This is a genomic window from Nocardia sp. MH4, from assembly GCF_019266065.1.
GTDB lineage: Bacteria > Actinomycetota > Actinomycetes > Mycobacteriales > Mycobacteriaceae > Nocardia > Nocardia canadensis.
Genome location: NZ_LPNR01000067.1, coordinates 1 through 20,689 on the forward strand (window position 1 = coordinate 1; position 20,689 = coordinate 20,689).

Genomic DNA, 20,689 nt, shown 5'->3' on the forward strand with positions numbered 1-20,689 from the left:
CGCCGGGTCGCGCGTGTGGCCGGTGCGGCGGCCTTGCCGCCGGTGATCGCGACCAGCCCGGCCGGGCCGAAGCCGTCGTAGGTGACGGTGGCGGGCAGCACGCCGGCGCGGACCTGGTCGGCGACGCCGGGATCGGCCAGCGCGGCGGTCAGGGTCTGGCCGACCTCGCGCAGCACCTGCTCGCCGGCCGGGCGGTCGTGCTCGGCGGCCAGTTCGCCCGCCCGCTTGGTCATGGCGTTGACCACCTGCTGGCGCTGGGCGCCGAGGGCGCGCAGTTTGTCGCCGGAGAGCTGGCGCTGGGCCGAGCGCAGGGCGTCGCCGAGGTCGAGCAGGGCGGTGATCTCCTGCGGCGCGTGCCGGGCCAGCAGGTTGACCGTCCACGCCGCGACCGTCGGTTTGCGCAGCGCGGTGATGGCCTTGGCCAGCTCGCGGTCGCCGTCGGCGCGGGCCTGGGCGGCCCGTTCGGTGCGGGTCGGCACGAAGTCGCCGGGGTCGAGGCCGTACAGCTCGCCTGCGACATCGTCGAGGGTCATCTTTGTGATGGTAGCCAGGGTTCGACGGGGCCGAGCGCGGGCGCGGCGGGCTTGGGTATCGTCACCGGCGGTCATGTTCGCCTGAACCGTTCGGTGAGTGAGGTTTTCAGTGTTGTTCCCAGGAAAGCGACTGCTGGCGCGGGTCGTGCTCGCCCCCGTGGCGACGGTCGCACTGGTCGGGGCGGTCGCCGCCTGTTCGTCGGACAGCGATTCGGCGGGCAGCTCGCTCGCCACGGGCTCGTGCGTCGAGGTCACCGACAACGCGGCCGACGCGATGGTCGGCAAGCTCGGTGACTGCTCGGCGACGACGTCGAACTACCGGATCGTGCAGGTCGGCACGGCCCCGCTGACCTGCGATGTCGCCGATGCCACCTTCAACGGCACGGTGGGCGACACCAAGACCGGTCTCTGCCTGGCCCCCAACTTCGCCCAGGGCAACTGCTACGCCGACGCGGGCAAGCGCCCCGCCGAAACCGTGGCCTGCACCGCCCCAGAGGCCACGTTCAAGGTCGTCAAGCGCATCGACGGCGTGGCCGACGAGCTCCAGTGCGGTGCCGACGCCACCCAGTTCCGCACGGTCTCCGACCCCAAGGCCACCTTCTGCATGGCCAAGCCCTGATATTGGAGCGCTGGCGCGCGCGACGGCCGACTGCGTCGGCCTGCCCCTCCTCGGGGTCGGGGCGTGTGTGATCGGGGCGGCCGTTTCCTGCGGTGTCAGTCGAGGAGGGCGACCGAGGCTATTCGGTGCAAAGTGAAGTGGCGGGTCGCGCCGGTGACGGGGTCGACGGCGTCCAGTTGGCCGTTGCCCACGCGCAGCGGCTCGACCACGCGCTGGCTGGCGACGCCCTGGGCGTCGACGTAACCGATGTTCACCGGGCGGCCGACCCTGGCGGCCAGCTGGAGCAGGGCCAGGGTCGCCGCGGTGCCGGTGCGGGTGCCGTCGGCGCGCACCGACTGTCCCGTGCGGGCGCCCGCGGCGCGTTCGCCCGCGCGGAGTTCGGTGACCAGCAGGGCGAGCTGTTCGTCGCTCGGCGGGTTCGGGCGGTAGGGCTTGCGGGCCAGCGGGCGGACCGCGATGCGGGCGCCGCGCGGGCGCAGGTCGACGATCGCGCCCGCGGAATCCTCACCGGCCGGGGCGAAACCGGCCGCGCGCAGCTGTTCGAGCAGTTCACCCAGCGGAGCCAGGGCGATGGCGACGGTCGGCGCGATCGCGCGCAGGGCCAGCGTGTCGGCCACCGGCGCGGCCAGGACCTGGGCGAGCAGCGCGGGATCGTCGCTGCGCAGGAACGACTGCGCCATGCCCGCCCGCAGCTGGCCGTGGCGGCGGGCGACGTCGTCGATGAGGTAGGTCAGCGACTGGGGGACCGGCGTGCGCGAGTGGTTGGCGAACAGCGCGTGCAGTTCGGCGGCGGTCAGCCCGGCGTCGAGCGCGCGGCGCACCGAGGCGTCACCGACCCGGTAGACCGTGGCCGCGCCCGCCGACTCCACATCCGCGACGAGCGCGATCCGGCCGCGTAACTCGGGCACCAGGGGACCGGGCGCGATCACCGTCAGGTCGGCTTGGACGAGGACGTGATCGACCGGCTCCGGCAGCGCCGCGGCCATCTCCGCCTCGGCGTCGGCGACGCTGGTGTCCGCGCCGTGCAGCAGGGCCCTGGCGGCGGAATCGAGCGCGCCGCGGCCGAGCAGGCCGAGGGTGGCGGCCTCGGCCAGCGTCGCGGTCACCGCGTCGAGCCGGAAGTGCCTGCGCCTGCGCGGCATCCGCCAGGCCAGGAGCTTGCCGATATCGGTGGCGGTCAGCGCGGTGCCGCTGGGGTACTCGGCGAGCAGGCCGAGGACGGCGTGCCGGTCGCGCACCGCGTGCGGGATGCGCAGCTCCGCCGAGAGCGCGGCGATCGGCTTGTCGGCGGCGTCGCGCAGGCCGATCATCCACGGCATCCGGTCCAGGTCCAGCCAGGCCTGCGCGAGCAGCACCCAGCGGGTCGCCGGCGGTGCGTCCAGCCAGGCGTCGGCCGCGGGGGTCGGGGCCCAGAAGTCGTCGGTGGAGTCGACTTCCGGCACCGGCTCCGGCAGTCCCTTCTCCACGAGCTTCGCGGCCGCCAGCAGTTCCAGCAGCAGCCCGGTGCGCTGCTCGTCGATGCCGGTCTGCTTGGCGAGGCGGCGCAACTCGCGCACGCCGAGACCACCGGCGCGCAGCGCGGGGGCGGGCAGGCGGCCCAGCGCGTCGAGCAGGTCGGCGCAATCGCGCAGCAGCTCACCGACTTCGCCCGCGCCGACCGCGTTCACCTCGGCGGGCGCGTGCTTGGTCAGCGTCGGCTTGGGCGGGGCGAGGGCGTGCGGGTCGGTGACCGGGTCGCCGCGCAGTACCTGGCCGACCGTCACCGGCAGCTCGACCGTCTCGTCGTCGATCCGGTGCAGCAGCCGGGCCGCCAGCAGCCGCGGTACCGGGCGATCGGGGTCAGCGCCGGGTGCGGCGTCCCTGGTGCGGCCACGCGGCCCGGTGGTGGCCAGTTTCTCGAGCAGCGCCCGCTCGGCCGGGCCCGCCGCGGCGAGCGCGTCGGTGACTTCGGGCTCGGTCAGCGCGTCGGGCAGCGCCGTCGTCGCGCCGAGCGGCCAGGGGAGGGCTTCGGCGGCGCTCGGGGCCAGGTGCAGGCCGTCGTCGGTCTGCCAGACCAGCGCGCGGTCGAGCAGGCGGGTCAGCGCGGTGGTGAAAGCGGTCTTGGTGACCCGGTCCTTGAGCTGCGCGTGCAGGGTGGTCCGGGTGAGCGGGGTGACCTCGGTGCCGATCGTGCGGGCATCCTCGTTGGCCGTGAGCGCTTCGATGATCGCGAACTCGAGGGTGTCGAGATCGTCGGCGGCGCGCAGCACCGAGGCCCGCTGCTGGGCACGCACCGCGAGCACCGACATCGACGCGGGCAGCGGTACCGCCAGATCGGGCCGCAACTGCAGCAGTTTCACCAGTTGGGAGTCGGTGCGCGCACCGAGCCAATCGGCGAGGGAGTCCGTCGCGATCATCCGATCCAGCCTACAGTTCTCGGCCGCCTCGCTCGGGACTGACCGAAGGCTGTGACGAAGGAGTGCCCGGAGGGAGAGAAGATCGCGGAAACGGGCCGAGAACCTGCGGCGCCAGCCGCGATTGAGCACCGTGGTGGGTATGCCAGAATGACCCCGTGGTGAACAAATCGAAGAAACCCTACGTCGACAACGGCTGGCCGCAGGTGGCCGACGGCGAACACGCCGTGACCGAACTGTCGTCGACCCGCGCCGGTAACCTCTCGCCCTTCGGTGAGGACACCGAGTTTCCCGTCCCGGCATCGAAGCTGCCGTACATCCACCCGCAGACGGTGATCAACCGGGTGTAGGTAGGACGGGAAAGACAAGAGCCCGCATCCCTAGGGATGCGGGCTCTAGTTGTCTGCGCGGGCGATCAGGAGGGCAGCAGGCCCTTGTTCGCCTCGAAGAAGTCGATCACGGCCGGGTCGAGCTGAGTGCCCTTGGCGGCGTTGAAGAAATCGAGCGCCTGCTGGGGCACGGCGACACCCTGCTGCTGCACGACGGAGAGGGCGCGATCGACGGCCTGGAAGACTTCCTGGCTCGGATCCTGCACCTGCGGAACAGTCACCTGCGGGGCCCAGCTCGGCGAGGAGGGCGCGATCCGCTCGGTCGGGCCGCTGCTCAGACCCAGCTGAGACGAGCAGGAGGGCCAAGCGCCCCAACCCTGAGAAGCGAGAACCTTTTCGGCGACCGCGATCTGCTGTTCGCGGGTGGCCTGGTTGGCCGTGGCGGCGTACTCGCCACCACCGTGCGCGTTCCAGGTGGAGGGCGAGAACTGCAGCCCACCCTGGTAGCCGTTGCCGGTGTTGATGCCCCAGTTGCCGCCGGCTTCACACTGCGCGAGGCGATCCCAGTCGGAGTCGGGGGCCGCGCTGGCGTTTCCGGCGAAAGCTGCACTGGCGGTGCCGATGATCGCGCCGGTGACGGCGACCTTGGCGACAGTGCGGCCGGTGGAAGTCGGCTTGCGGTGGCGTCCACTCATATCGGGTTTCTTCCTCTCGTGCGCACCTGCATGTGGCCCGGACTGAGAGGTCTCCCGGTCCGCCCTCACTCCTGATTCCAATCGGGGTCCGGTACCCGCGGGGTGAGGTTCGGTGCGGCGGGCCGGTGGTTCCGGGGGTTGCCCCGGCTGAGAGAAACGGTACGACGGACAGCGGGGAAAGTCACTATTTGGTAACCGGCGTGTACGGGTGGGTCTCGGGGTGGTCTCAGGGTGATCCCCGAGGCGTCCGCGCAGGTAGTCGCGGTGTCTGGTGTGCGCGACGGTTGCACGCTCAGTTCGTGACCTACTTGTTATGTGATGAGGATCACACTACTGTCTGGGTATCGATTCGCGCGGGTAATCAGTTGACGCGTCAACGCGCGCGGCGGCCCGACCACAGCGCGAACACCAAGCCGAGCAGGAAGCCGACCGGCGCGAGCATCGCCAGCAGGTACAGCCACAGCCCCGGAGACGAGTCCGACACGATCGGCGTCACGAAGATGGCGACCACGGCCAGGATCCCGATACCGAACAGCGCGACGGCCAGTCGCAGCAGTCGATCGCTGGGCCGGCGGGGGTCGCGCTCCGGCGGAGTGGCGGCGGGCGGAGGTGTGTTGGTCACCGGTGCACCGTAAAACTGATGTGCTCGCGTTATAGCAACCGGGGTAGACTCTGAGCACATCGCGTCCTGCCTTGTTGTGGGGCGCGTTCTTTTCGCGACAAGCAGATGTAACCCGAGCCACAAGGGTCCGGGTATCGAATGATGAACGGGTGAGCGCAGTGCCGACCGGCCGGGTGAAGTGGTACGACGTCGAAAAGGGCTTCGGCTTCCTTTCCCAAGACGAGGGCGAGGACGTCTACGTCCGTTCCTCCGCGCTGCCCGATGGCGTCGAAGGTCTCAAGCCCGGCCAGCGCGTCGAATTCGGCATGGCCGCGGGTCGGCGTGGCCCGCAGGCACTGAGCCTGAAGCTGCTCGAGGCGCCGCCGACCGTGCGCGGCAACCAGTCTCAGCAGCCTGCCCGCAAGGACGCGGGCCCGCGCAAGTCGCCCGACGAGCTGCACGGCCTCGTCGAGGACATGATCACGCTGCTCGAGACCAAGGTGCAGCCGGATCTGCGGCGCGGCAAGTACCCGGATCGCAAGCTGTCCCAGCGGATCTCCGAGGTCGTGCGGGCCGTCGCCCGCGAACTCGACCACTGATCCGATCCTCGGTCCCGGGCACCACGGTGTCCGGGACCGAGTCGTGTCAGGCCTCGGGGGTGCTGATCGACCAGGCGGCGTGCGGGATGTAGGTCTCGCGGCCGGTCACGGTGTCGCGGGCCAGGATCGGGAGCTGGACCTCGATGCCGGCCAGGCGCAGGTCGGGTTCGGGCTTGGTATCGATGGTGAGCGCGCGGGCGCCCGAGGGGAAGTCGGCGAAGCTCAGCACCCGGTCGACCTGCTCGCCGGAAGGTCGCTGGTAGATCAGCTGGACCAGCCACGGCGACTCGGCGATCTTGTCCGGGAGCGACAGCTGCACCGGGCGGCCCGCCGTCGTCGTCAGCTCGGTGGTCTCGCCGTAACGGCAGTCCTGCATGGTGACCGTGCAGTACAGGAACGGGTCGACGGTGACGGTGGTGCCGCGCGCGAACGCGGTGATCTGCGGGTCGCGCTCGGGCGCCTTCGACACGCCGTAGGCCACCAGACCCGCGGTCACCGCGGCGACAGCGAAGAGTCCGACCGCGACCAGAACGACGATCGTGCGGACGTTGAGCTTGCTCACCGGATGGGGTCTCCTGTCCCTCGCGGAACCGCACCGGGGTCTGCCCGGTACGGATGGGTGTTGGGCACTTCCTGCTCGGCGTGCTGCGGACGATTGCCGCCCAGGCCGGGCAGCAGCGAATGTCCGGTGTAGCTGACGAACGTCTGGATCAGGCCGATCACCAGGATCACGCTGATCACCGCGAAACCCTTCCAGAATTCGATCGGCAACAGCACACCGGCCGCGCCGCCGATCACCCAGCTCAGTTGCAGCACCGTCTCCGATCGGCCGAAACCGGACGCGATCGACTCCGGCGGCAGGTCGTCCTGGATGGCCGCGTCCAGCGACACCTTCGCCAGCGCGCTCGCCGCCGAGGCGATCAGCGCCGCGAACGCCGCGCCGAACAGGTTGCCGGTGAACATCGCGAACAGTGCCACCGCGGCGCATGCGCCGGTGCAGCCGAGCACCACCAGCGACGGCCTGCCGAGGGTCAGCCGGGCGCCGGTCGCGTTGCCGCCGAAGTTGCCGATGCCTGCCGCGGCACCGACCACCGCGAGCATGGCCGCCTGCTCGGTCGGGCTGCCGCCCGAGCCCTTGGCGACGAAGGCGATGTAGAAGGTCAGGAAGCCGGTGAGCACGCGGATGGAGCTGTTGCCCCACAGCCCGGTGACCACGGCCCGGCCCAGCGGCTGCCGGCGTTTCCGGGCGGGCACCGAGGACTCCGTGCCTGGCTCGAGCACCTCGGTGTGCGCGTCGGGGCCGTGATAGCTCAGCGTCGCGGGCACCTCGCCCTCGGTCACCTCCACCCACGACGGAATCCGCAAGCTCAGATACGCCCCGGCCACCGCGATGCCGGTCGCCAGGACCAGCGCGCCGGTCGAGCCGGCGATCATCGCGGCGAGCGCGGCCACCGCGCCGGCGCCGATGGTGCCGCCGACCAGGCCGAACACCGTCAGCCGGGAGTTGGTGCGCACCAGGTCGATATCCGGTGGGAGCACCCTCGGCGTGACCGCGCTCTTGAGGACCGCGAAGGATTTCGAGCCGACCATCATGCACAGCGCCAGCGGATACAGCCCCCACGTGTCGATCTCGAAGATCAGCAGCAGGGCGAAGACCGCGCGCAGCCCGAACGTCGTCGCCAGCGCCAGCCTGCGGCCGCGCTGCAAACGGTCCAGCAGCGGGCCGATCAGCGGCGCGATCACCGCGAACGGGGCGATGGTGATCAGCAGGTACAGCGCCACCTTGGTCTTGGACTCGGCGGTCGCGCTGGCGAAGAACAGGGTGTTGGCCAGTGAGACGGCGATCGCGGCGTCGAGCGCGAAGTTGGCCATCGTGGCGTAGGTGAGCGCGGTCAGACCCGATTGATCGGCGCCGTCGGCCTTGGCCGCGCGCTGGAAGGTGGCGAATCCGCGTTCGGTGAGTTCGCGGCTGCGCATGGCGGCGACCCGGGTGACGGTCAGCTTGCGCGGAACCCGCTGCTTGATCTCGTCGTCGACGGGCTCCTCGGCGCGGGGGAGCGGGCGGGTGCCCGGCGGGCCGAGATCCTTCTCCGGCGGCGTCGGCCTGGCGCGTTCGCGGGGCGTCGGCGCGCCGCGTAAGGGTGTGGTCGGGGCGGCATCGGGCTCGGACCGTCCGCGCCGGAACGGGTTCTTCGACCGGATCGTCGGCGGGTCGGGCGAGTCGGGGCGGGGGAAGACCTTCCGCGGCGCGGTCGGCCTGCGCGGCTGCTCGTCGTAACCCGGCCCGCCCGCGCGCGGCGGGTACTGCCCGAAGCCGGGATGCCTGCCCGCGGGGTTACCGTCCCGGCGACCACGGTCGGGACCGGAGGGATCGCGGGGAGTAGTCACAGTCCAATTCTGGCCCACGCGGCGTTTCCGCGTTCACTCGCGGCGCGGCAGTGTTGGCCACAGCGCGCTATTCGGGGACGAATCGCACCTCGAACAGGCGCGGCCAGTACTTGCCGGTGAGCAGGAACCGGTCGGTCCCGGGCAGGTGGGCGATGCCGTTGAGGACATCGGTACCCGCGCGCTCGGCGGCGGTGAGCAGTCCGCTCGCCTCGATCACCGCGAGCACCCGGCCGGTCTCCGGGTCGATCCGCAGGATCTCGTCGGAGGGGTAGTTGTTGGCGTACACCGTGCCGTCGGGGGCGCAGTCGAGTTCGTTCGGCTGGGGGGACGGGTAGCCGGTGAGAGTCACCGAGCCGGTCTTCGCGAAGGTCACCGGGTCGCGGAAGGTGAGCGTGGGCGTGCCGTCGCTCATCACCAGGCGCTGGGGTTGCGCGCACACGCCCCACCCCTCGCCCTCGTATTCGACGCGGCCGGTCTCGGCCAGGGTGACCGGGTCGCGGGCGATGGCGATGTGGTCCTGCCAGGTGATCTGCCAGACGATCCCGCCCGCCCTGGTCATGCCCTCGCCGAACAGGTTCCCCGGCAGGTCGACGCGCGCGGTCTCGACGCCGGTGGCCTGATCGGCGGCGCGCGCGCTCGACACGCCCCACATGCCGGTGCTTTCGTAGCGAACCCCGTCGACCACCTCCAGGCCCTGGGTGAAGGCCCGCGGATCGTGCGGTGACGAGCCGATCACCTCGACGCGCAGGCGGGGCGGCGCGGGCTCTTCCCGGCCCCCACAGGCCCCCACGCCGAGCAGGCTGACCAGCACTGCGACGGCCAACGAACTCCGATTGCACTTCATACGGCAAAATGTATGCCGTGAGCGCAGTATCTGTTTCGGAGTCCGGCGTGCGTCCTGTTCTGGCCGATGCGGCCGAAGTCGCACGTCGTGCGCTCGTCGAGTTGGAACCCGACGGGGTAGGAGTCCATCTGGGGGTGAGTGCCGAGGACGAGACGGCAGCCACCCACCGGTTCGAGGCGACCCTGCCCGGTTACCGGGGCTGGCAGTGGGCCGTGGTGGTCGCCGCGCCGCCGGAGGCCACATATGCCACGGTCAGCGAGTCGGCGCTGCTGCCGGGGCCCGACGCCCTGATCGCCCCCGACTTCGTCCCGTGGGAGCAGCGGGTCCGGCCCGGCGACCTCGGCCCCGGCGATCTGCTCGCCCCGCCCGCCGACGATCCCCGGCTCGTCCCCGGCTACATCGCGACCGGTGATCCCGTGGTCGACGAGGTCTGTCACGAGGTCGGCCTCGGCCGCACCCAGGTGCTCAGCCTCGAGGGCCGGATCGAGGCCGCCGAGCGCTGGTATACCGAGTTCGGCCCCGACACCGAGATGGCCAAGGCCGCCCCGTCCACCTGCGGCCTGTGCGGTTTCTTCCTGCCGCTGGCCGGCGCCCTGCGCGAATCCTTCGGCGTCTGTGGCAACGCGATGGGCGCGGACGGCCACGTCGTCCACATCGAATACGGCTGTGGCGCCCACTCCGACGTGGTCGCCCCCTCGGGCAACGGTTCGCCGCGGTACGAGGCGTTCGACGACCACGCCGTGGAACTCGTCGAGATCGTGCGCGCGAACGGCACCGCCGCTGCCGAGGCATCCGCCGCCGCAGTGACCGAGCAGCAGGAGACCGCCGAGGCCGAAGCCGCCGACGCGGCCGCCGCCACCCGCGCAGCACTCGCCGAAGGCGCGCGACCGGAATCGGCCGACGAGGTCGTCGCCGCCGAGCCGGCCCCCGTGGCCGAGCCCGCTTCGGCCGCCGGGACTGTGGCCGAGCCCGCCCAGGCTGCCGACGCGGCCGCCACCGCGCCTCGAGCACTCGCCGAAGGCGCGCGGCAGGAGTCGGCCCCCGATGCCGAGACGGCTTCGGTCGTCGAGCCTGCTACCGAGGCGCCCTCGAGCGCGGAGGACGTCGACACCGTCGCTGAGTTGCCGGTCGCTGATCCCGAGGTCACCGCCGAGTCCTCCGCTGCGGCTGTGGCAGACACCGCTGCCGTGGAACCCACGACCGGCGATCAGCGTGCGTCGGCCGCCGCCGACCAGGCCGCTGTCGCGGATCAGGCTGCCGCGGATCAGGGTGCTGCCGCCGAGTTGGCTGCTCGGGATGCGGCGGAAGACACCGCGTCGGTAGCGGCCGCTGAATCGGAGGTGGCCGAATCTGTTTCGCAGGCCGACACTGATGCGGCCGCCGACGGTGCGCGGGCCGACGCTGCCGAGGAGGCTGCCGTCGCCGGTGCCGCAGTGGCGAGTCCGTCCGCGACGGAAACCGCGTCGGACGCGGCGGGTGCCGAGGTCGTCGACGCGGCGCAGGGCGACTCCGCCGATGAGCACGGATCGTCGGTGGCGCGCTGAACGGATCGGCGGATCCCTTCGGCACCGCGGAGCTGCGTGCCGGAGTGCTCGCCGCCTGGCGGGATTCGCCCACCCGGTTGCGGGAGGACAGTGCGAGTGAGGCGGATCTGGTGGCCGCGGGCTACCGGGATCGGGTGCTCACCGAGCTGGCCCAGAACGCGGCCGACGCGGCGGCGAAGGCGGGTGTTCCCGGCGAGTTGAGTGTCCGGGTGCTCGACGGGCGCCTGCACGTCGCGAATACCGGCGTGCCGCTCAGTGTTTCCGGTGTGCACGCGCTGACGGCGTTGCGCGCCTCGGGCAAGGCCGAGGCCGAGCAGGTCGGGCGGTTCGGCGTCGGCTTCACGGCGGTGCGCTCCGTGGGCGACGAGATCGAGGTGCGGTCGACCACCGGCTCGATCCGGTTCTCCCGGACCGCGACCCGGAACGCGCTGCACGACATCGGGATCGAGATCCCCGAGGAGCTGCCGACGATCGAGCCGCCGGTGCTGCGCCTGGCCTGGCCCGTGCCGACCACCCCGGTCGCCGGCGCCGATACCGAGGTCGTCGTACACCTGCGCGACGACATCGACGCGGACGCCCTCCTCGCCGCCCTGCGCGCGGAGGCGACCGACCTGCTGCTGGAACTGCCCGCCCTGCACCGCATCCGGATCGGCGCCGACGAATTCACCAGCACCGTCACCGATCTCGGTGCCGACGGCCGCACCGAACTCGCCATCACCCAGCCGGAGGGCGCCACCCGGCGCTGGTGGCAGTACCGCACCCCCAGGGCCCGCTGGCTGCTCCCGCTGCGCGACGGCCGCCCCGTGGCCGCCGCGCCCGATGTCCTGCGCGCCCCCACCCGCTCCGACGAGGAGCTGTTCCTGCCCGCGATCCTGGTGGCCGACATCGCGATGCAGCCCGATCGCCGTCGCCTCCTGCCCGGCGCCCGCCTGTCCGAACTGGCCTCCGGCTACGCCGATTTCGCCCGCGCCCTCCCGCCCCGCGACCGCCTCGTCCTGGTCCCGGCCCCCGGTTTCGCCCGCAGCGAGGCCGACGGCCTCCTGCGCGAAGCCGTCACCGCCGAACTCCGCACCAACCCGTGGCTCCCCGTCTGCGCCGCCCACATCGACGACCCGGTCGAACTCGCCACCGAGCCCGACCTGCCAGAAGCCGTCACCGCTGACCACGGCCGCTCCGCATCGGTCACGGCCGTCGGCCCCTTGTTCGGCGGGTCGCCCGAGTCTGATTCGGAGACAGCGGGTTTCGCGCCCACCGGATCGGCCGAGTCCGATCCGAGCGCCGCGAGCTCTGCGGCCGACGCTTCGGCCTGGCCCGGGCGGGACGAGGTCGCGCTGGATGCGACCGGAACCGCGTCCGCCGACGCCCTCGCGTTCGGATCGGCGACGGCGACCGTGGGCTTCCGCCCCGACGCGACCGCGGACCGGGTGTGTATCCCGACCCGCGCGAGCGTATTCCCTGATCTCACACCGGAATTGGCGGCTTTACTCGCCGATGTCACCGGCCCCCTGCTGATCCCGGAACTGTCCGGCCGCGCTCAGCAGGAGAAGCTGTCGGTCCTCGATGTGCACCGCCTCGGCCCCGCCTCCCTGGCCGACCTGTCGAGCGGCCTCGATCGCGAACCGCACTGGTGGCAGCGGTTCTACGCCGCCCTCGAACCGTTCGTGGTCGATACCAGGACCGCCGAGGAATTCGGCGCGCTCGCGGTGCCGCTGGCCGACGGCAGGCTGGTCACCGGCCCGCGCACCGTCGTCCTCGACGATCAGCTCACCGTGGCCGTTCCGGTGCACTGGGCCCGCCTGGTGCACCCCGACGCCACCCACGCGCTGCTGGCCCGCCTCGGCGCCCGCAGCGCCACCGCGGAGGACCTGCTCACCGACCCGGGCCTGCGCGACCTGCTCGAGCAGGACCCGGCCGACCCCGACACCGTCGACGCGGTCCTGCGGTTGGCCCCCTTCGCGACCCCGGAACTGCTCCCGTCGTGGCTCGGCCTGCTCGAATTGCCCGACGACACCGGCGAACCGCGTCCCGCCGACGAACTGCTGCTGCCCGGCGCACCGCTGGCCGCCGTCCTGGTCGACGACTCGCCGTTCGGCACCGTCGCCGACGACACGGTCGCCGAGTACGGCGCCGAGGCCCTGCGCGCGATCGGCGTCGGCTGGGACTTCGCGGTGGTCAGCGACCCCGACCCGGTCGGCCCCGATCACGACCTCGACGACGAACACGCCTGGTGGGACGGTCTTTCCGAGGATCCGCGCGAGCTGGCCGCCGTCCGCGATCTGGATCTGGTCGACGAGAACCGCTGGCCCGCCGCCCTGCGGCAGCTGCTGGCGGAGCCGCGCACCCGCGCCCTGCTCGCCGACCGCGACGGTTACACCGCCTGGTGGCTGCATCGGCACGCGCACGTCGGTGATATCGCGCTCGGCCGCCTGCGGCACCCCGACGACGACGAATTCGCGGGCCTGCTCCCGGCTTTCGAGGTCGACGGCATCGCGGGCACCGACCTGGACGTGCTGCGCCCGCTGCTGGTCCGCCCGGACGTGATGTCGGCCGAACTGGCCGAGGAACTTCTCGATGCCCTCGCCGACCCGTCGAAAACCCCGGCACCCGAGGTCATCGCGCACACCCACGCCCGGCTGGCCGCCGCCGTGGAGACCGGTGCGCTCGATCCGCGCGAACTGGATCTGCCCGATCAGGTGCGCGCGCTGTCCGGCGCGGTCGTCGACGCGAGCACCGTCCTGGTCCTGGACCAGCCCTGCTTCGGTCTGGTCGTCCCGCCGGAGCAGTTGGTGGCCGGTGATATCGACAGCGCCGAGGGACTGGCGACCCTGCTGGACCTGCCGCTGGTCTCGGAGGAGGTCAGCGCCGAGGTGCTCGGCACCGGCAGACGGACCACCTGGGCCGCGGACGCGCTGGGGGTGGTGCTGCGTCAGCTGTGGTCACCGCGGGATACCTCGGGCGCGCTGGTCCTGCACGAGACGCTCGAGGTGCATCTGCGCGGTGCGCTGACGGGCACGGTACGGGTGCCGTGGTGGCACACCGAGGACGCGGTGCACGTGCAGGTGCCGCGGGGCTAGCGCGCGTGCGCGGCCACCATCGCGGCGAGCAGGTCGAGCTGAGTCTGCACGGCCTCGCTGTCGTCGTCGACGAGCCAGCGCAGCACGACACCGTCGATGACGCTGAGGATGAATCGGCTCAGCTCGGTGACGGGGGTGGTCCAGGTGGTCTCGGTCGCTTCCCGGAAGTGGTCCATGACGTCGGCGACGGTGGTGTCGTTGAACGCGTACTGCTCACGCGCGATCGCGATCTTGGCCGGCGTCGACTCGCCCTCGCGCAGGGCGTAGGTGGTGGTCTCGTAGGTGAGCAGCTGGCGCTCCGGAGTGGCTTCGATGTTGCGCCACATCAGTTCCAAACCGGAACGCACCAATTTCTGAAGCGCTTCTTTTCCGGTTCCGGCATCGGCCCACAGCGAATCATCGGCATCGACGGAATCGCGCAATTCCATGGACAACGCTTTGACCAGCTCGGTCATCAGTGCGTCCTTGTTTTCGAAACAGTAATGCACCACACCGAGTGAGACGCCCGCGGCTTGTGCGACATCGCGCGTGGTCACGCCCGCGACGCCTTTTTTCTCGGCGAGACCGATCGCAGCCTCGATCAGGTGGGCTCGTCGTTCTTCGACGCTCAATCGGGAGGACACGTGTGCGAGTTAAGCGCCCGCGTGGCAAACAGTCAATTCGCCGGTCCGCGAGAAAATCCTGGACATCTGACCAGTTGATGTGGTTGTCTCCGAATCGGAAGTTGCGAAGGAGTCGCCTGATGTCCGTGTCCCGCCGTACCGTCCTGGCCGCCTCGGCCCTGGGTGTGGCCGCCGTGCCCGTCGTCTCGGCGCTCACCGGCGCCGCGACGCCCGCCGCCCGCGCGAATCCGAAACCAGGCGGATTCGAATTCGGGCTCGGTATCGCCGATCTCACCGGACCGGCCGCGGAATGCGGCATGATGGGCTACTCGCAACTCGATCAGGCGACGGCCGGAATTCATCTGCGCCCCCGCGCCCGCGCGTTCGTGATAGGCGCGGACGGAAATCGCGTCGCCTACGTCGCGGTGGAGAACGGGGCGGTGTTCGGCTCGGTGCATCGCGGTGTGCTGCTCGCGCTCGCGCAGCGATTCGGCGATCGCTATACCGAGCGAAATGTCGTGCTCACCTCGACCCACACCCATGCCAGTTGTGGCGGTTCCGCGCACGACTACGCCTATACGCTGGCGACCCTGGGATTTCAGCAGCAGGTCTACGAGGCCGAGGTGAACGGCATCGTCGAGGCGATCGTCGCCGCCGACGCCGATTTCGGGCCCGGCGCCATCGCACTGGGTCGGTCCACCCTGCGCGACGCCAGCGTGAACCGGTCCCGCGTCGCCTTCGAGCGCAATCCCGAGGCCGACCGCGCGGTGTTCCCCGACGCCATCGACCCGGCCGTGACCACGCTGGTCTTCACCAGGGCGGGTCGTGAGGTCGGCGCGCTGACCTGGTTCGCGACCCACAACACCTCGATGACCAACGCCAACCGGCTGATCAGCTCGGACAACAAGGGCTACGCCAGCTTCGCCGCCGAGCACATCGAGCACGGCGTGCGCCATCTCGACGGCCCACCGGCCTACATCGCGGCGTTCGCGCAGACCAACGCCGGTGACATGTCACCCAACCTGAATCTGCGGCCCGGCGACGGGCCGACCACCGACGAGTTCGACAACACCAGAATCCTCGGCGAGCGCCAGTACGACGCGTCCAAAGCGGCTGCCGCGCAGGCGGTGCCGATGTCGGGGCCGGTCGGATCGATGCTGTGCTACATCGACCTGGCCGACATCGCCGTGGACGGCCGGTTCACCCCGGACGGCGCGCCGCGGCGCACTTCGCCTGCCGCCGCCGGCGTTTCGCTGATCGCGGGCAGCGTCGAGGACGGGCCCGGCCTGCCGGGCGGGCCGATTCCCGAGGGTGTGCGCAATCCGATGGTGGATTTCCTCGGCGGGATCGACCATCCGCACCCGGCCTGGCTGGCGGACGCCCAGGCGCCCAAGGCGATCGCGGTGCCGCTGGGGCTGCTGCCGCCGGTGCCGTGGGTGCCGAACGTGGTGCCGATCCAGCTGATCCGGATCGGCGGGCTCTATCTGGCCGCCGCAGGCGCGGAATTCACCATCGTCGCCGGGTTGCGGGTGCGGCGCGCGGTGGCGGCGGTGCTCGGCGTCGAGCCCGAACACGTGCTGCTGCAGGGCTACGCGAACTCCTACCACGAGTACGTGACCACGCCGGAGGAGTACGACGCGCAGCAGTACGAGGGCGCCTCGACGCTGTTCGGCCGCTACACGCTGTGCGCGTATCAGCAGGAGTTCGCCCGGCTGGCCGCCGCGTTCGTCGCGGGCGGGGCGATCGGGCGTGGTCCGGCGCCGCGCGATGTGTCGGCGCTCCAGCCGAATTTCGCCGCCGTGCCCGGCCCGGACACGACGCCGCAGGGGCGAGGCTTCGGCGATGTCCTCGTGCAGCCGCCGGCGACGTGCGCACGCGGCGAGCGGGTGGCGGTCGAATTCGTCTCGGCGCACCCGAAGCACAATCCGCGTCGCGGGGACACCTTCCTCGAGGTGCAGCGTCGCACCGGTGCGGGCGACTGGGAGCGGGTGGCCAACGAGGGCGAGTGGGACGTGCGGTTCCACTGGCGCAAGGAGGGCGAGGCGGTCTCGATCGCCAGGTTCACCTGGGACGTGCCCGCGACGGCCGCCGGCGTGCACCGGTTCGTGCATTTCGCCGACGCGCTGGGCGCCGACGGTGTGCTGCGTCCGGTCACCGGGACCAGCGCCGAATTCGAGGTGACCGGCTAGTCGGTCGACAGACCCACCTGCGCGCCCTTGTCGCCACGGCGGGCCGAGCGGAGCTGGGCCAGGTAGATCGAGACGCCGAGCACGCCGACCGCCAAGCCCATCAGGCACACCGACCGGGCCTCCGACCAGGCCGGATTCAGCCACACCAGCGCGGTCGCGACGATCCAGGCGACGAATCCGACCACCACCACCGGACGCGGATCGACCAGGCTTCGAGGCAGTTCGGGGACCGCGGAGCTGACGTGACCGTTATCCATACCCAAACAGTAGCCGCGTGAAACACATCAGGTGGCGCGGACGTACCGTAGAGTTCTGCACTGTGACAACGCCATCGGACGTCCGTGCCCTGGCCGGTGACCTCTCACTGGCCGTCGTACGGCTCACGCGACATCTGCGCGGCCGCCGTGCCGACGCGCAGATCTCGCTCACCCAGCTGTCGGCTCTGGCGACGCTGGCGCGTGATGGTGCCATGACACCCGGGGCGCTCGCGGGCAAGGAGCGGGTGCAGCCGCCGTCGATGACGCGCGTCATCGCCTCGCTGTCGGACCTGGATCTGGTGCAGCGTCGTCCGCATCCGACCGACGGCAGGCAGATCATCGTCTCGCTGTCCCCGGCCGGGCGCGCGCTGGTGGCCGACGAGACCAGTGCCCGTGAGGCCTGGATGACCGATCAGCTCTCGCGCCTGCAACCGGAGCAGATCGAGATCCTGGACCGGGCGGTCGAGATCATGAACCAGATCGTCGCCGAATCGGAGTGATCAGCGCGTCTGGTCGGAGTCGACGACCTCGTGCCCGAGCGGGAACAGCGACAGCGGCACCAGCTTGAGATTCGCCCAGGCGAAGGGCAGGCCGATGATGGTCACCGCCAGCGCGATGCTGGTCGCGATGTGACCGATCGCCAGCCACCAGCCCGCGAAGACGAACCAGATGATGTTGCCGATCAGTGAGCCGGCGCCCGCGCTCGGTTTGTCGACCACGCTGCGGCCGAACGGCCACAGCACGTAGCCGGCGATCCGCAGCGACGCGATGCCGAACGGGATGGTGATGATCAGGATGAAGCAGATCAGCGCCGCGAGCAGGTAGCCGAGGGCCATCCAGAAACCGCACAGCACCACCCACAGGATGTTCAAGATCAACTGTACGAGCTTCATGTATCCATCATGCCAGGATTGTCCCGTGGCCGAAGTGATCGACATCGACGACCCCGCCGACCCTCGCGTCGACGACTTCCGTGACCTGTCCTCCGCCGACCGCAGGCCCGACCTGCCGGGGCGCAAGGGCCTGGTGATCGCGGAGGGCGTCGTGGTCGTGCAGCGGATGCTCGACTCCCGGTTCACCCCGAGCGCGCTGCTCGGCGTCGGGAAGCGCTACGAGGCGCTGGCCGAGGACCTGGCCGATCGGAACATCCCGTACTACCGGGCCGATGCCGAGGTGATGGCCGAGGTGGTCGGCTTCCATCTCAACCGGGGCGTGCTCGCGGTGGCACCGCGGCCCGCCGAGCTGTCGGTCGAGCAGGTGCTCGACGGCGCCCGCACGGTGGCGGTGCTCGAGGGCGTCAACGATCACGAGAACCTGGGGTCGATGTTCCGCAACGCGGCCGGGCTCGGCGCGGACGCGGTGCTCTTCGGTGACCGCTGCGCCGATCCGCTCTACCGGCGCGCGGTCCGCGTCTCGATGGGCCACGTGCTGCGGGTGCCGTTCGCGCAGCTGCCGCAGTGGCCGGGCGGGTTGGAGCTGTTGCGTGAGCGCGGCTTCCAGATCATCGCGCTGACGCCGAATCCGGCGGCGGTGAACCTGGCGACGGCGATGACGGGGGAGCGGGTCGCGCTGCTGCTCGGCGCGGAGGGACCGGGCTTGACCGAAGAAGCCATGCGCGCCACCGATATTCGCGCGAGAATTCCGATGTCGCCCGGGACCGATTCGCTCAATGTGGCGACCGCGGCGGCGATGGCCTTCTACGAGCGGGTGCGAACATCGTGAAGCAGGAACCGGACGGTCCGTACCGCGCGCAACCGGATTCGGTGCCGTGGGCCGCGGGCGTCACGGTGGTGGTGCTGGTCGCGGCGCTCGGCGCCGTGGCGGTGTACGCGTTCGGCGCCGCGCTGGCGACGGTCCACTGGCTGCTCGCCGTGGCGGTGAACGTGGTGGCCGCGGTCGGGGTGGCGCCGACGGCGTGGCGCTGGCGGTTCACCCCGGTCGTGCGGTGGGTGCTGGCCGGGGCGGCGCTCGGGGTGGTGCTCGGCTGGCTGACGCTGCTCGTCGACCAGCTCAGCTGAGCGGTCTCACAGCACCCGGTCGGTCCGGTGCAGCCAGCCGAACAGGCCCCGCTTGCGCCGGGTGGCCGCGCCGGGGCTGTCCGCCTGCACCAGCGATGGTGGCTGCGGTGCCTGCCCCTTCGGGTACAGCGTGAAGCCGCAGACCGCCAGGTCGCCGGGGACCAGGCCGCCGGGCGCGGCCTGCGTGCGATAGCGGAACCCGAGCCATTCGTCGTTGGCGGCATCGGCGAAGGCAGGCGGGTCGAACGGCAGTGACTGCGGTTCGGGACGGTCGCCGGGCTGCCACGGCACCGGATGGTCACCGGCCCAGAACGGCCGCTCCCACACCATCGGCAAGCCCTCGTTCTCCAGGATGTCGACCCGGGTGGAACTGAACGAGCGCCGGAACTCGCCGCGCTCCCAGTGCGCGAACGCGCCCCAGCGCAGCGTGGCGTCGAACGAGACCAGATAGGTGTGCTCCGAGGCCAGCGGCCGCACCAGCAGATCCGGCAGCTTCGTCGGCCGCACCAGCGCCGCCTCGGCCGTGCACACGACTGTCAGCCCCGGATAGCACCCGATGTACACCTCGTTCCGATCCGGCGCGGCGCATCCGTTGAGCGTCCCGATCATGATCGGCCGAACATCGTGCTCGGCGTACAACTGCCCGGCCAAGGCGGCAGCGGCCGCCGGATCGGGCTCGGGCCGCCCACGCAGCACGGCCGCCGGATCCGGGGTGTCGACATACCAGAGCGTGGAAGCGGACAGCACCGACAACCACCTCCCACCTAGACCGAATCACCAGCTCCAGCAAGAACATGGGTAACTCACCGGGAACGGGCTACCGCGACCTCACCGACGACCGCCGCTGGCCAACCCACCCCGACGCCGCACCTAGGTCCGGCCGACATCCCGGCGAGGCGGGACGACTCAGTGCCCGGAGCTGCGCACGCCCAGGAGTACGTCTTCCCAGGACGGCATCGGCGCCTTGCCGCGCTTGGCCCGTGCGGGCTTGGCGGCGGGCTTCTCCGGTGCCGGCTCCGGCGCGGGCTGCTCCTTCTCCTGCTGCGCGACCGGCTGACTCGGCGGCGTCGCCGGGACCGGCGCAGCGGGTGCCGGCGCGGCCGGAATCGCCGCGGCGCCACCACCGGCGGCGACCGCGCGCTGCTCGTAGTACTCGTCCAGCGTCGGCTGGGCGGGCCGGGCCGTCGGCCGCGCGGTCGGGGCGACCTGCTCGCGCGGGCGCGGCTCGACCGGGGTCGGCGGTTCCACGACCGGCGGCGCCTTCTCCACCGGGGTGGGCAGGATGGTGGCCAGCCCACGCAGCGCGCGCCCGAAATCGGGATCGATCAGGTCGTTGGCGGGGTCGTCGAGCGGGGAGACCGAGCCGCCGTGCGCGTCCGGCTGGTAGCGCCAGTGCGCGGCGATCTCGGAGTGACCGTGGCGCCACTGCAATTGGGCGACCCAGAATCCCTTTTCGTCTTTCCAGGCGTCCCATTCGGCCTGTTCGATGGTGTGGCCGCGTTCGGCGAAGGCCGCGGTGACGATCTCGTGCAGCGTTTCCAGCGCGGGACCGTCCGGGCGCACCGGATGCGCTTTCTGCGCCAGTTCCGCGGCGCGGGCACGCTCCAGCAACACCGGGTAGGCGAAACGTTCGACTTTGGTGGCCGGCATCCCGGACTCCGCCGTGACCTGCTCGACGGACGCTCCGGCTCGAATACGGGCCTGGATATCGCGAGGACGCATAGACGCTTCCGTTTCGATCTCGATCTGGCCGAATCGTGCGAGGTCGCCGCGCGCCGCCGCGCGGAGCTTGTCGTCGGCGGGCAACCGGAACTTGGTGCCGGACTCGGTGTCGCTGCACACGATGTGCGTGGAGTCGGGCGTCACCCCGATCACTCGAAGTTCACGCACCGTTACCTCCCTATCGCGTCGGCTACGACACCGCCCACTTTCCTAGACAGTAGTGCACATTACTTGCCCACGGCAGCAGACACGCACGACCGAAATCGCGCACCGAGACCCCAG

At 71.2% G+C, this 20,689-nt stretch carries 19 protein-coding genes and 2 pseudogenes; 9 read left to right on the top strand and 12 right to left on the bottom strand.

What is annotated here, in order from left to right; genetic code table 11:
* A pseudogene (locus tag ATM97_RS05695) lies at positions 1–533 on the bottom strand (hypothetical protein); the annotation flags it as partial.
* Between the two features lie 109 nt (positions 534–642).
* Here ATM97_RS05695 and ATM97_RS05700 point away from each other — a divergent pair.
* Positions 643–1,152 (top strand): hypothetical protein, encoded by a 510-nt coding sequence (locus ATM97_RS05700; RefSeq protein ID WP_218716885.1) that lies wholly within the window; start codon positions 643–645, stop codon positions 1,150–1,152.
* A gap of 95 nt (positions 1,153–1,247) precedes the next feature.
* Here ATM97_RS05700 and ATM97_RS05705 read toward each other — a convergent pair whose 3' ends face one another.
* The gene (locus ATM97_RS05705) at positions 1,248–3,548 is read right to left on the bottom strand and encodes a helicase-associated domain-containing protein (RefSeq protein ID WP_218716886.1); all 2,301 of its coding nucleotides are present in this window, start codon (positions 3,546–3,548) and stop codon (positions 1,248–1,250) included.
* 155 nt (positions 3,549–3,703) lie between these two features.
* On the opposite strand from ATM97_RS05705, the gene ATM97_RS05710 reads away from it, so the two are divergent.
* Positions 3,704–3,895, top strand: a complete 192-nt coding sequence (locus ATM97_RS05710) for a hypothetical protein (protein WP_218716887.1) — start codon at positions 3,704–3,706, stop codon at positions 3,893–3,895.
* Positions 3,896–3,960: 65 nt separating this feature from the next.
* Here ATM97_RS05710 and ATM97_RS05715 read toward each other — a convergent pair whose 3' ends face one another.
* Both ATM97_RS05715 and ATM97_RS05720 read right to left on the bottom strand, forming a co-directional pair.
* On the bottom strand, positions 3,961–4,569 hold the full coding sequence (locus tag ATM97_RS05715; protein ID WP_218716888.1) for a resuscitation-promoting factor Rpf1 domain-containing protein: 609 nt from the start codon (positions 4,567–4,569) through the stop codon (positions 3,961–3,963).
* A 373-nt stretch (positions 4,570–4,942) separates the two neighbouring features.
* Entirely contained in the window at positions 4,943–5,191 is a 249-nt protein-coding gene (locus ATM97_RS05720) for a hypothetical protein (protein ID WP_218716889.1), read from the bottom strand.
* Positions 5,192–5,349: 158 nt separating this feature from the next.
* On the opposite strand from ATM97_RS05720, the gene ATM97_RS05725 reads away from it, so the two are divergent.
* Positions 5,350–5,769 carry a cold-shock protein gene (locus ATM97_RS05725; protein WP_218716916.1) on the top strand — a complete coding sequence of 140 codons (420 nt, stop codon included), beginning with the start codon at positions 5,350–5,352 and terminating at the stop codon, positions 5,767–5,769.
* 46 nt (positions 5,770–5,815) lie between these two features.
* Here ATM97_RS05725 and ATM97_RS05730 read toward each other — a convergent pair whose 3' ends face one another.
* The 3 genes from ATM97_RS05730 to ATM97_RS05740 all read right to left on the bottom strand — a co-directional run bounded on the left by ATM97_RS05730 (position 5,816) and on the right by ATM97_RS05740 (position 9,001).
* The gene (locus ATM97_RS05730; protein WP_218716890.1) at positions 5,816–6,331 is read right to left on the bottom strand and encodes a DUF2771 domain-containing protein; all 516 of its coding nucleotides are present in this window, start codon (positions 6,329–6,331) and stop codon (positions 5,816–5,818) included.
* Positions 6,328–8,157, bottom strand: a complete 1,830-nt coding sequence (locus ATM97_RS05735) for an MFS transporter (protein WP_308248384.1) — start codon at positions 8,155–8,157, stop codon at positions 6,328–6,330. Before ATM97_RS05735 ends, ATM97_RS05730 begins: the two co-directional genes overlap by 4 nt.
* Positions 8,158–8,224: 67 nt before the next feature.
* Entirely contained in the window at positions 8,225–9,001 is a 777-nt protein-coding gene (locus tag ATM97_RS05740; protein WP_218716891.1) for a glutaminyl-peptide cyclotransferase, read from the bottom strand.
* Positions 9,002–9,009: 8 nt separating this feature from the next.
* Between ATM97_RS05740 and ATM97_RS34225 the strand changes: the two are divergent.
* Positions 9,010–9,769 (top strand): annotated as a pseudogene (locus ATM97_RS34225) (DUF3027 domain-containing protein); the annotation flags it as partial.
* An 820-nt stretch (positions 9,770–10,589) separates the two neighbouring features.
* Entirely contained in the window at positions 10,590–13,619 is a 3,030-nt protein-coding gene (locus tag ATM97_RS05750; RefSeq protein ID WP_218716893.1) for a sacsin N-terminal ATP-binding-like domain-containing protein, read from the top strand.
* Here the strand turns inward: ATM97_RS05750 and ATM97_RS05755 are convergent.
* Entirely contained in the window at positions 13,616–14,242 is a 627-nt protein-coding gene (locus ATM97_RS05755; protein WP_218716894.1) for a TetR/AcrR family transcriptional regulator, read from the bottom strand. The two genes, ATM97_RS05750 and ATM97_RS05755, sit on opposite strands and share 4 nt — an antisense overlap.
* Before the next feature lie 119 nt (positions 14,243–14,361).
* Here ATM97_RS05755 and ATM97_RS05760 point away from each other — a divergent pair, with 119 nt between their 5' ends.
* Positions 14,362–16,410, top strand: coding sequence for a neutral/alkaline ceramidase (locus ATM97_RS05760; RefSeq protein ID WP_218716895.1), 2,049 nt, complete (start codon positions 14,362–14,364; stop codon positions 16,408–16,410).
* Here the strand turns inward: ATM97_RS05760 and ATM97_RS05765 are convergent.
* Positions 16,407–16,667: a DUF2530 domain-containing protein gene (locus tag ATM97_RS05765; protein WP_218716896.1), complete on the bottom strand. Its 261-nt coding sequence runs from the start codon at positions 16,665–16,667 to the stop codon at positions 16,407–16,409. The genes ATM97_RS05760 and ATM97_RS05765 overlap by 4 nt on opposite strands.
* 62 nt (positions 16,668–16,729) lie before the next feature.
* On the opposite strand from ATM97_RS05765, the gene ATM97_RS05770 reads away from it, so the two are divergent.
* Positions 16,730–17,167, top strand: coding sequence for a MarR family winged helix-turn-helix transcriptional regulator (locus ATM97_RS05770; RefSeq protein WP_218716897.1), 438 nt, complete (start codon positions 16,730–16,732; stop codon positions 17,165–17,167).
* On the opposite strand, the gene ATM97_RS05775 is transcribed toward ATM97_RS05770, so the two are convergent.
* On the bottom strand, positions 17,168–17,560 hold the full coding sequence (locus ATM97_RS05775; protein WP_218716898.1) for a YccF domain-containing protein: 393 nt from the start codon (positions 17,558–17,560) through the stop codon (positions 17,168–17,170).
* Between ATM97_RS05775 and ATM97_RS05780 the strand changes: the two genes are divergently transcribed.
* The gene (locus ATM97_RS05780) at positions 17,559–18,389 is read left to right on the top strand and encodes an RNA methyltransferase (protein ID WP_255587179.1); all 831 of its coding nucleotides are present in this window, start codon (positions 17,559–17,561) and stop codon (positions 18,387–18,389) included. The two genes, ATM97_RS05775 and ATM97_RS05780, sit on opposite strands and share 2 nt — an antisense overlap.
* The gene (locus ATM97_RS05785) at positions 18,386–18,685 is read left to right on the top strand and encodes a DUF2537 domain-containing protein (RefSeq protein ID WP_218716900.1); all 300 of its coding nucleotides are present in this window, start codon (positions 18,386–18,388) and stop codon (positions 18,683–18,685) included. The genes ATM97_RS05780 and ATM97_RS05785 overlap by 4 nt, the downstream gene beginning before the upstream one ends.
* Positions 18,686–18,691: 6 nt before the next feature.
* Here ATM97_RS05785 and ATM97_RS05790 read toward each other — a convergent pair whose 3' ends face one another.
* Positions 18,692–19,432 (bottom strand): hypothetical protein, encoded by a 741-nt coding sequence (locus ATM97_RS05790; RefSeq protein WP_218716901.1) that lies wholly within the window; start codon positions 19,430–19,432, stop codon positions 18,692–18,694.
* A gap of 159 nt (positions 19,433–19,591) precedes the next feature.
* Positions 19,592–20,575 carry a septation protein SepH gene (gene sepH, locus ATM97_RS05795; protein ID WP_218716902.1) on the bottom strand — a complete coding sequence of 328 codons (984 nt, stop codon included), beginning with the start codon at positions 20,573–20,575 and terminating at the stop codon, positions 19,592–19,594.
* Between the last annotated feature and the right edge of the window lie 114 nt (positions 20,576–20,689).

What these genes read in the sequence shown, in the direction of transcription:
- ATM97_RS05705 (WP_218716886.1), bottom strand. Translation starts at nt 3,548, where the DNA reads ATGATCGCGACGGACTCCCTCGCCGATTGGCTCGGTGCGCGCACCGAC.
- ATM97_RS05715 (WP_218716888.1), bottom strand. Translation starts at nt 4,569, where the DNA reads ATGAGTGGACGCCACCGCAAGCCGACTTCCACCGGCCGCACTGTCGCC.
- ATM97_RS05740 (WP_218716891.1), bottom strand. Translation starts at nt 9,001, where the DNA reads ATGAAGTGCAATCGGAGTTCGTTGGCCGTCGCAGTGCTGGTCAGCCTG.
- ATM97_RS05760 (WP_218716895.1), top strand. Translation starts at nt 14,362, where the DNA reads ATGTCCGTGTCCCGCCGTACCGTCCTGGCCGCCTCGGCCCTGGGTGTG.
- ATM97_RS05765 (WP_218716896.1), bottom strand. Translation starts at nt 16,667, where the DNA reads ATGGATAACGGTCACGTCAGCTCCGCGGTCCCCGAACTGCCTCGAAGC.
- ATM97_RS05780 (WP_255587179.1), top strand. Translation starts at nt 17,559, where the DNA reads ATGTATCCATCATGCCAGGATTGTCCCGTGGCCGAAGTGATCGACATC.
- ATM97_RS05775 (WP_218716898.1), bottom strand. Translation starts at nt 17,560, where the DNA reads ATGAAGCTCGTACAGTTGATCTTGAACATCCTGTGGGTGGTGCTGTGC.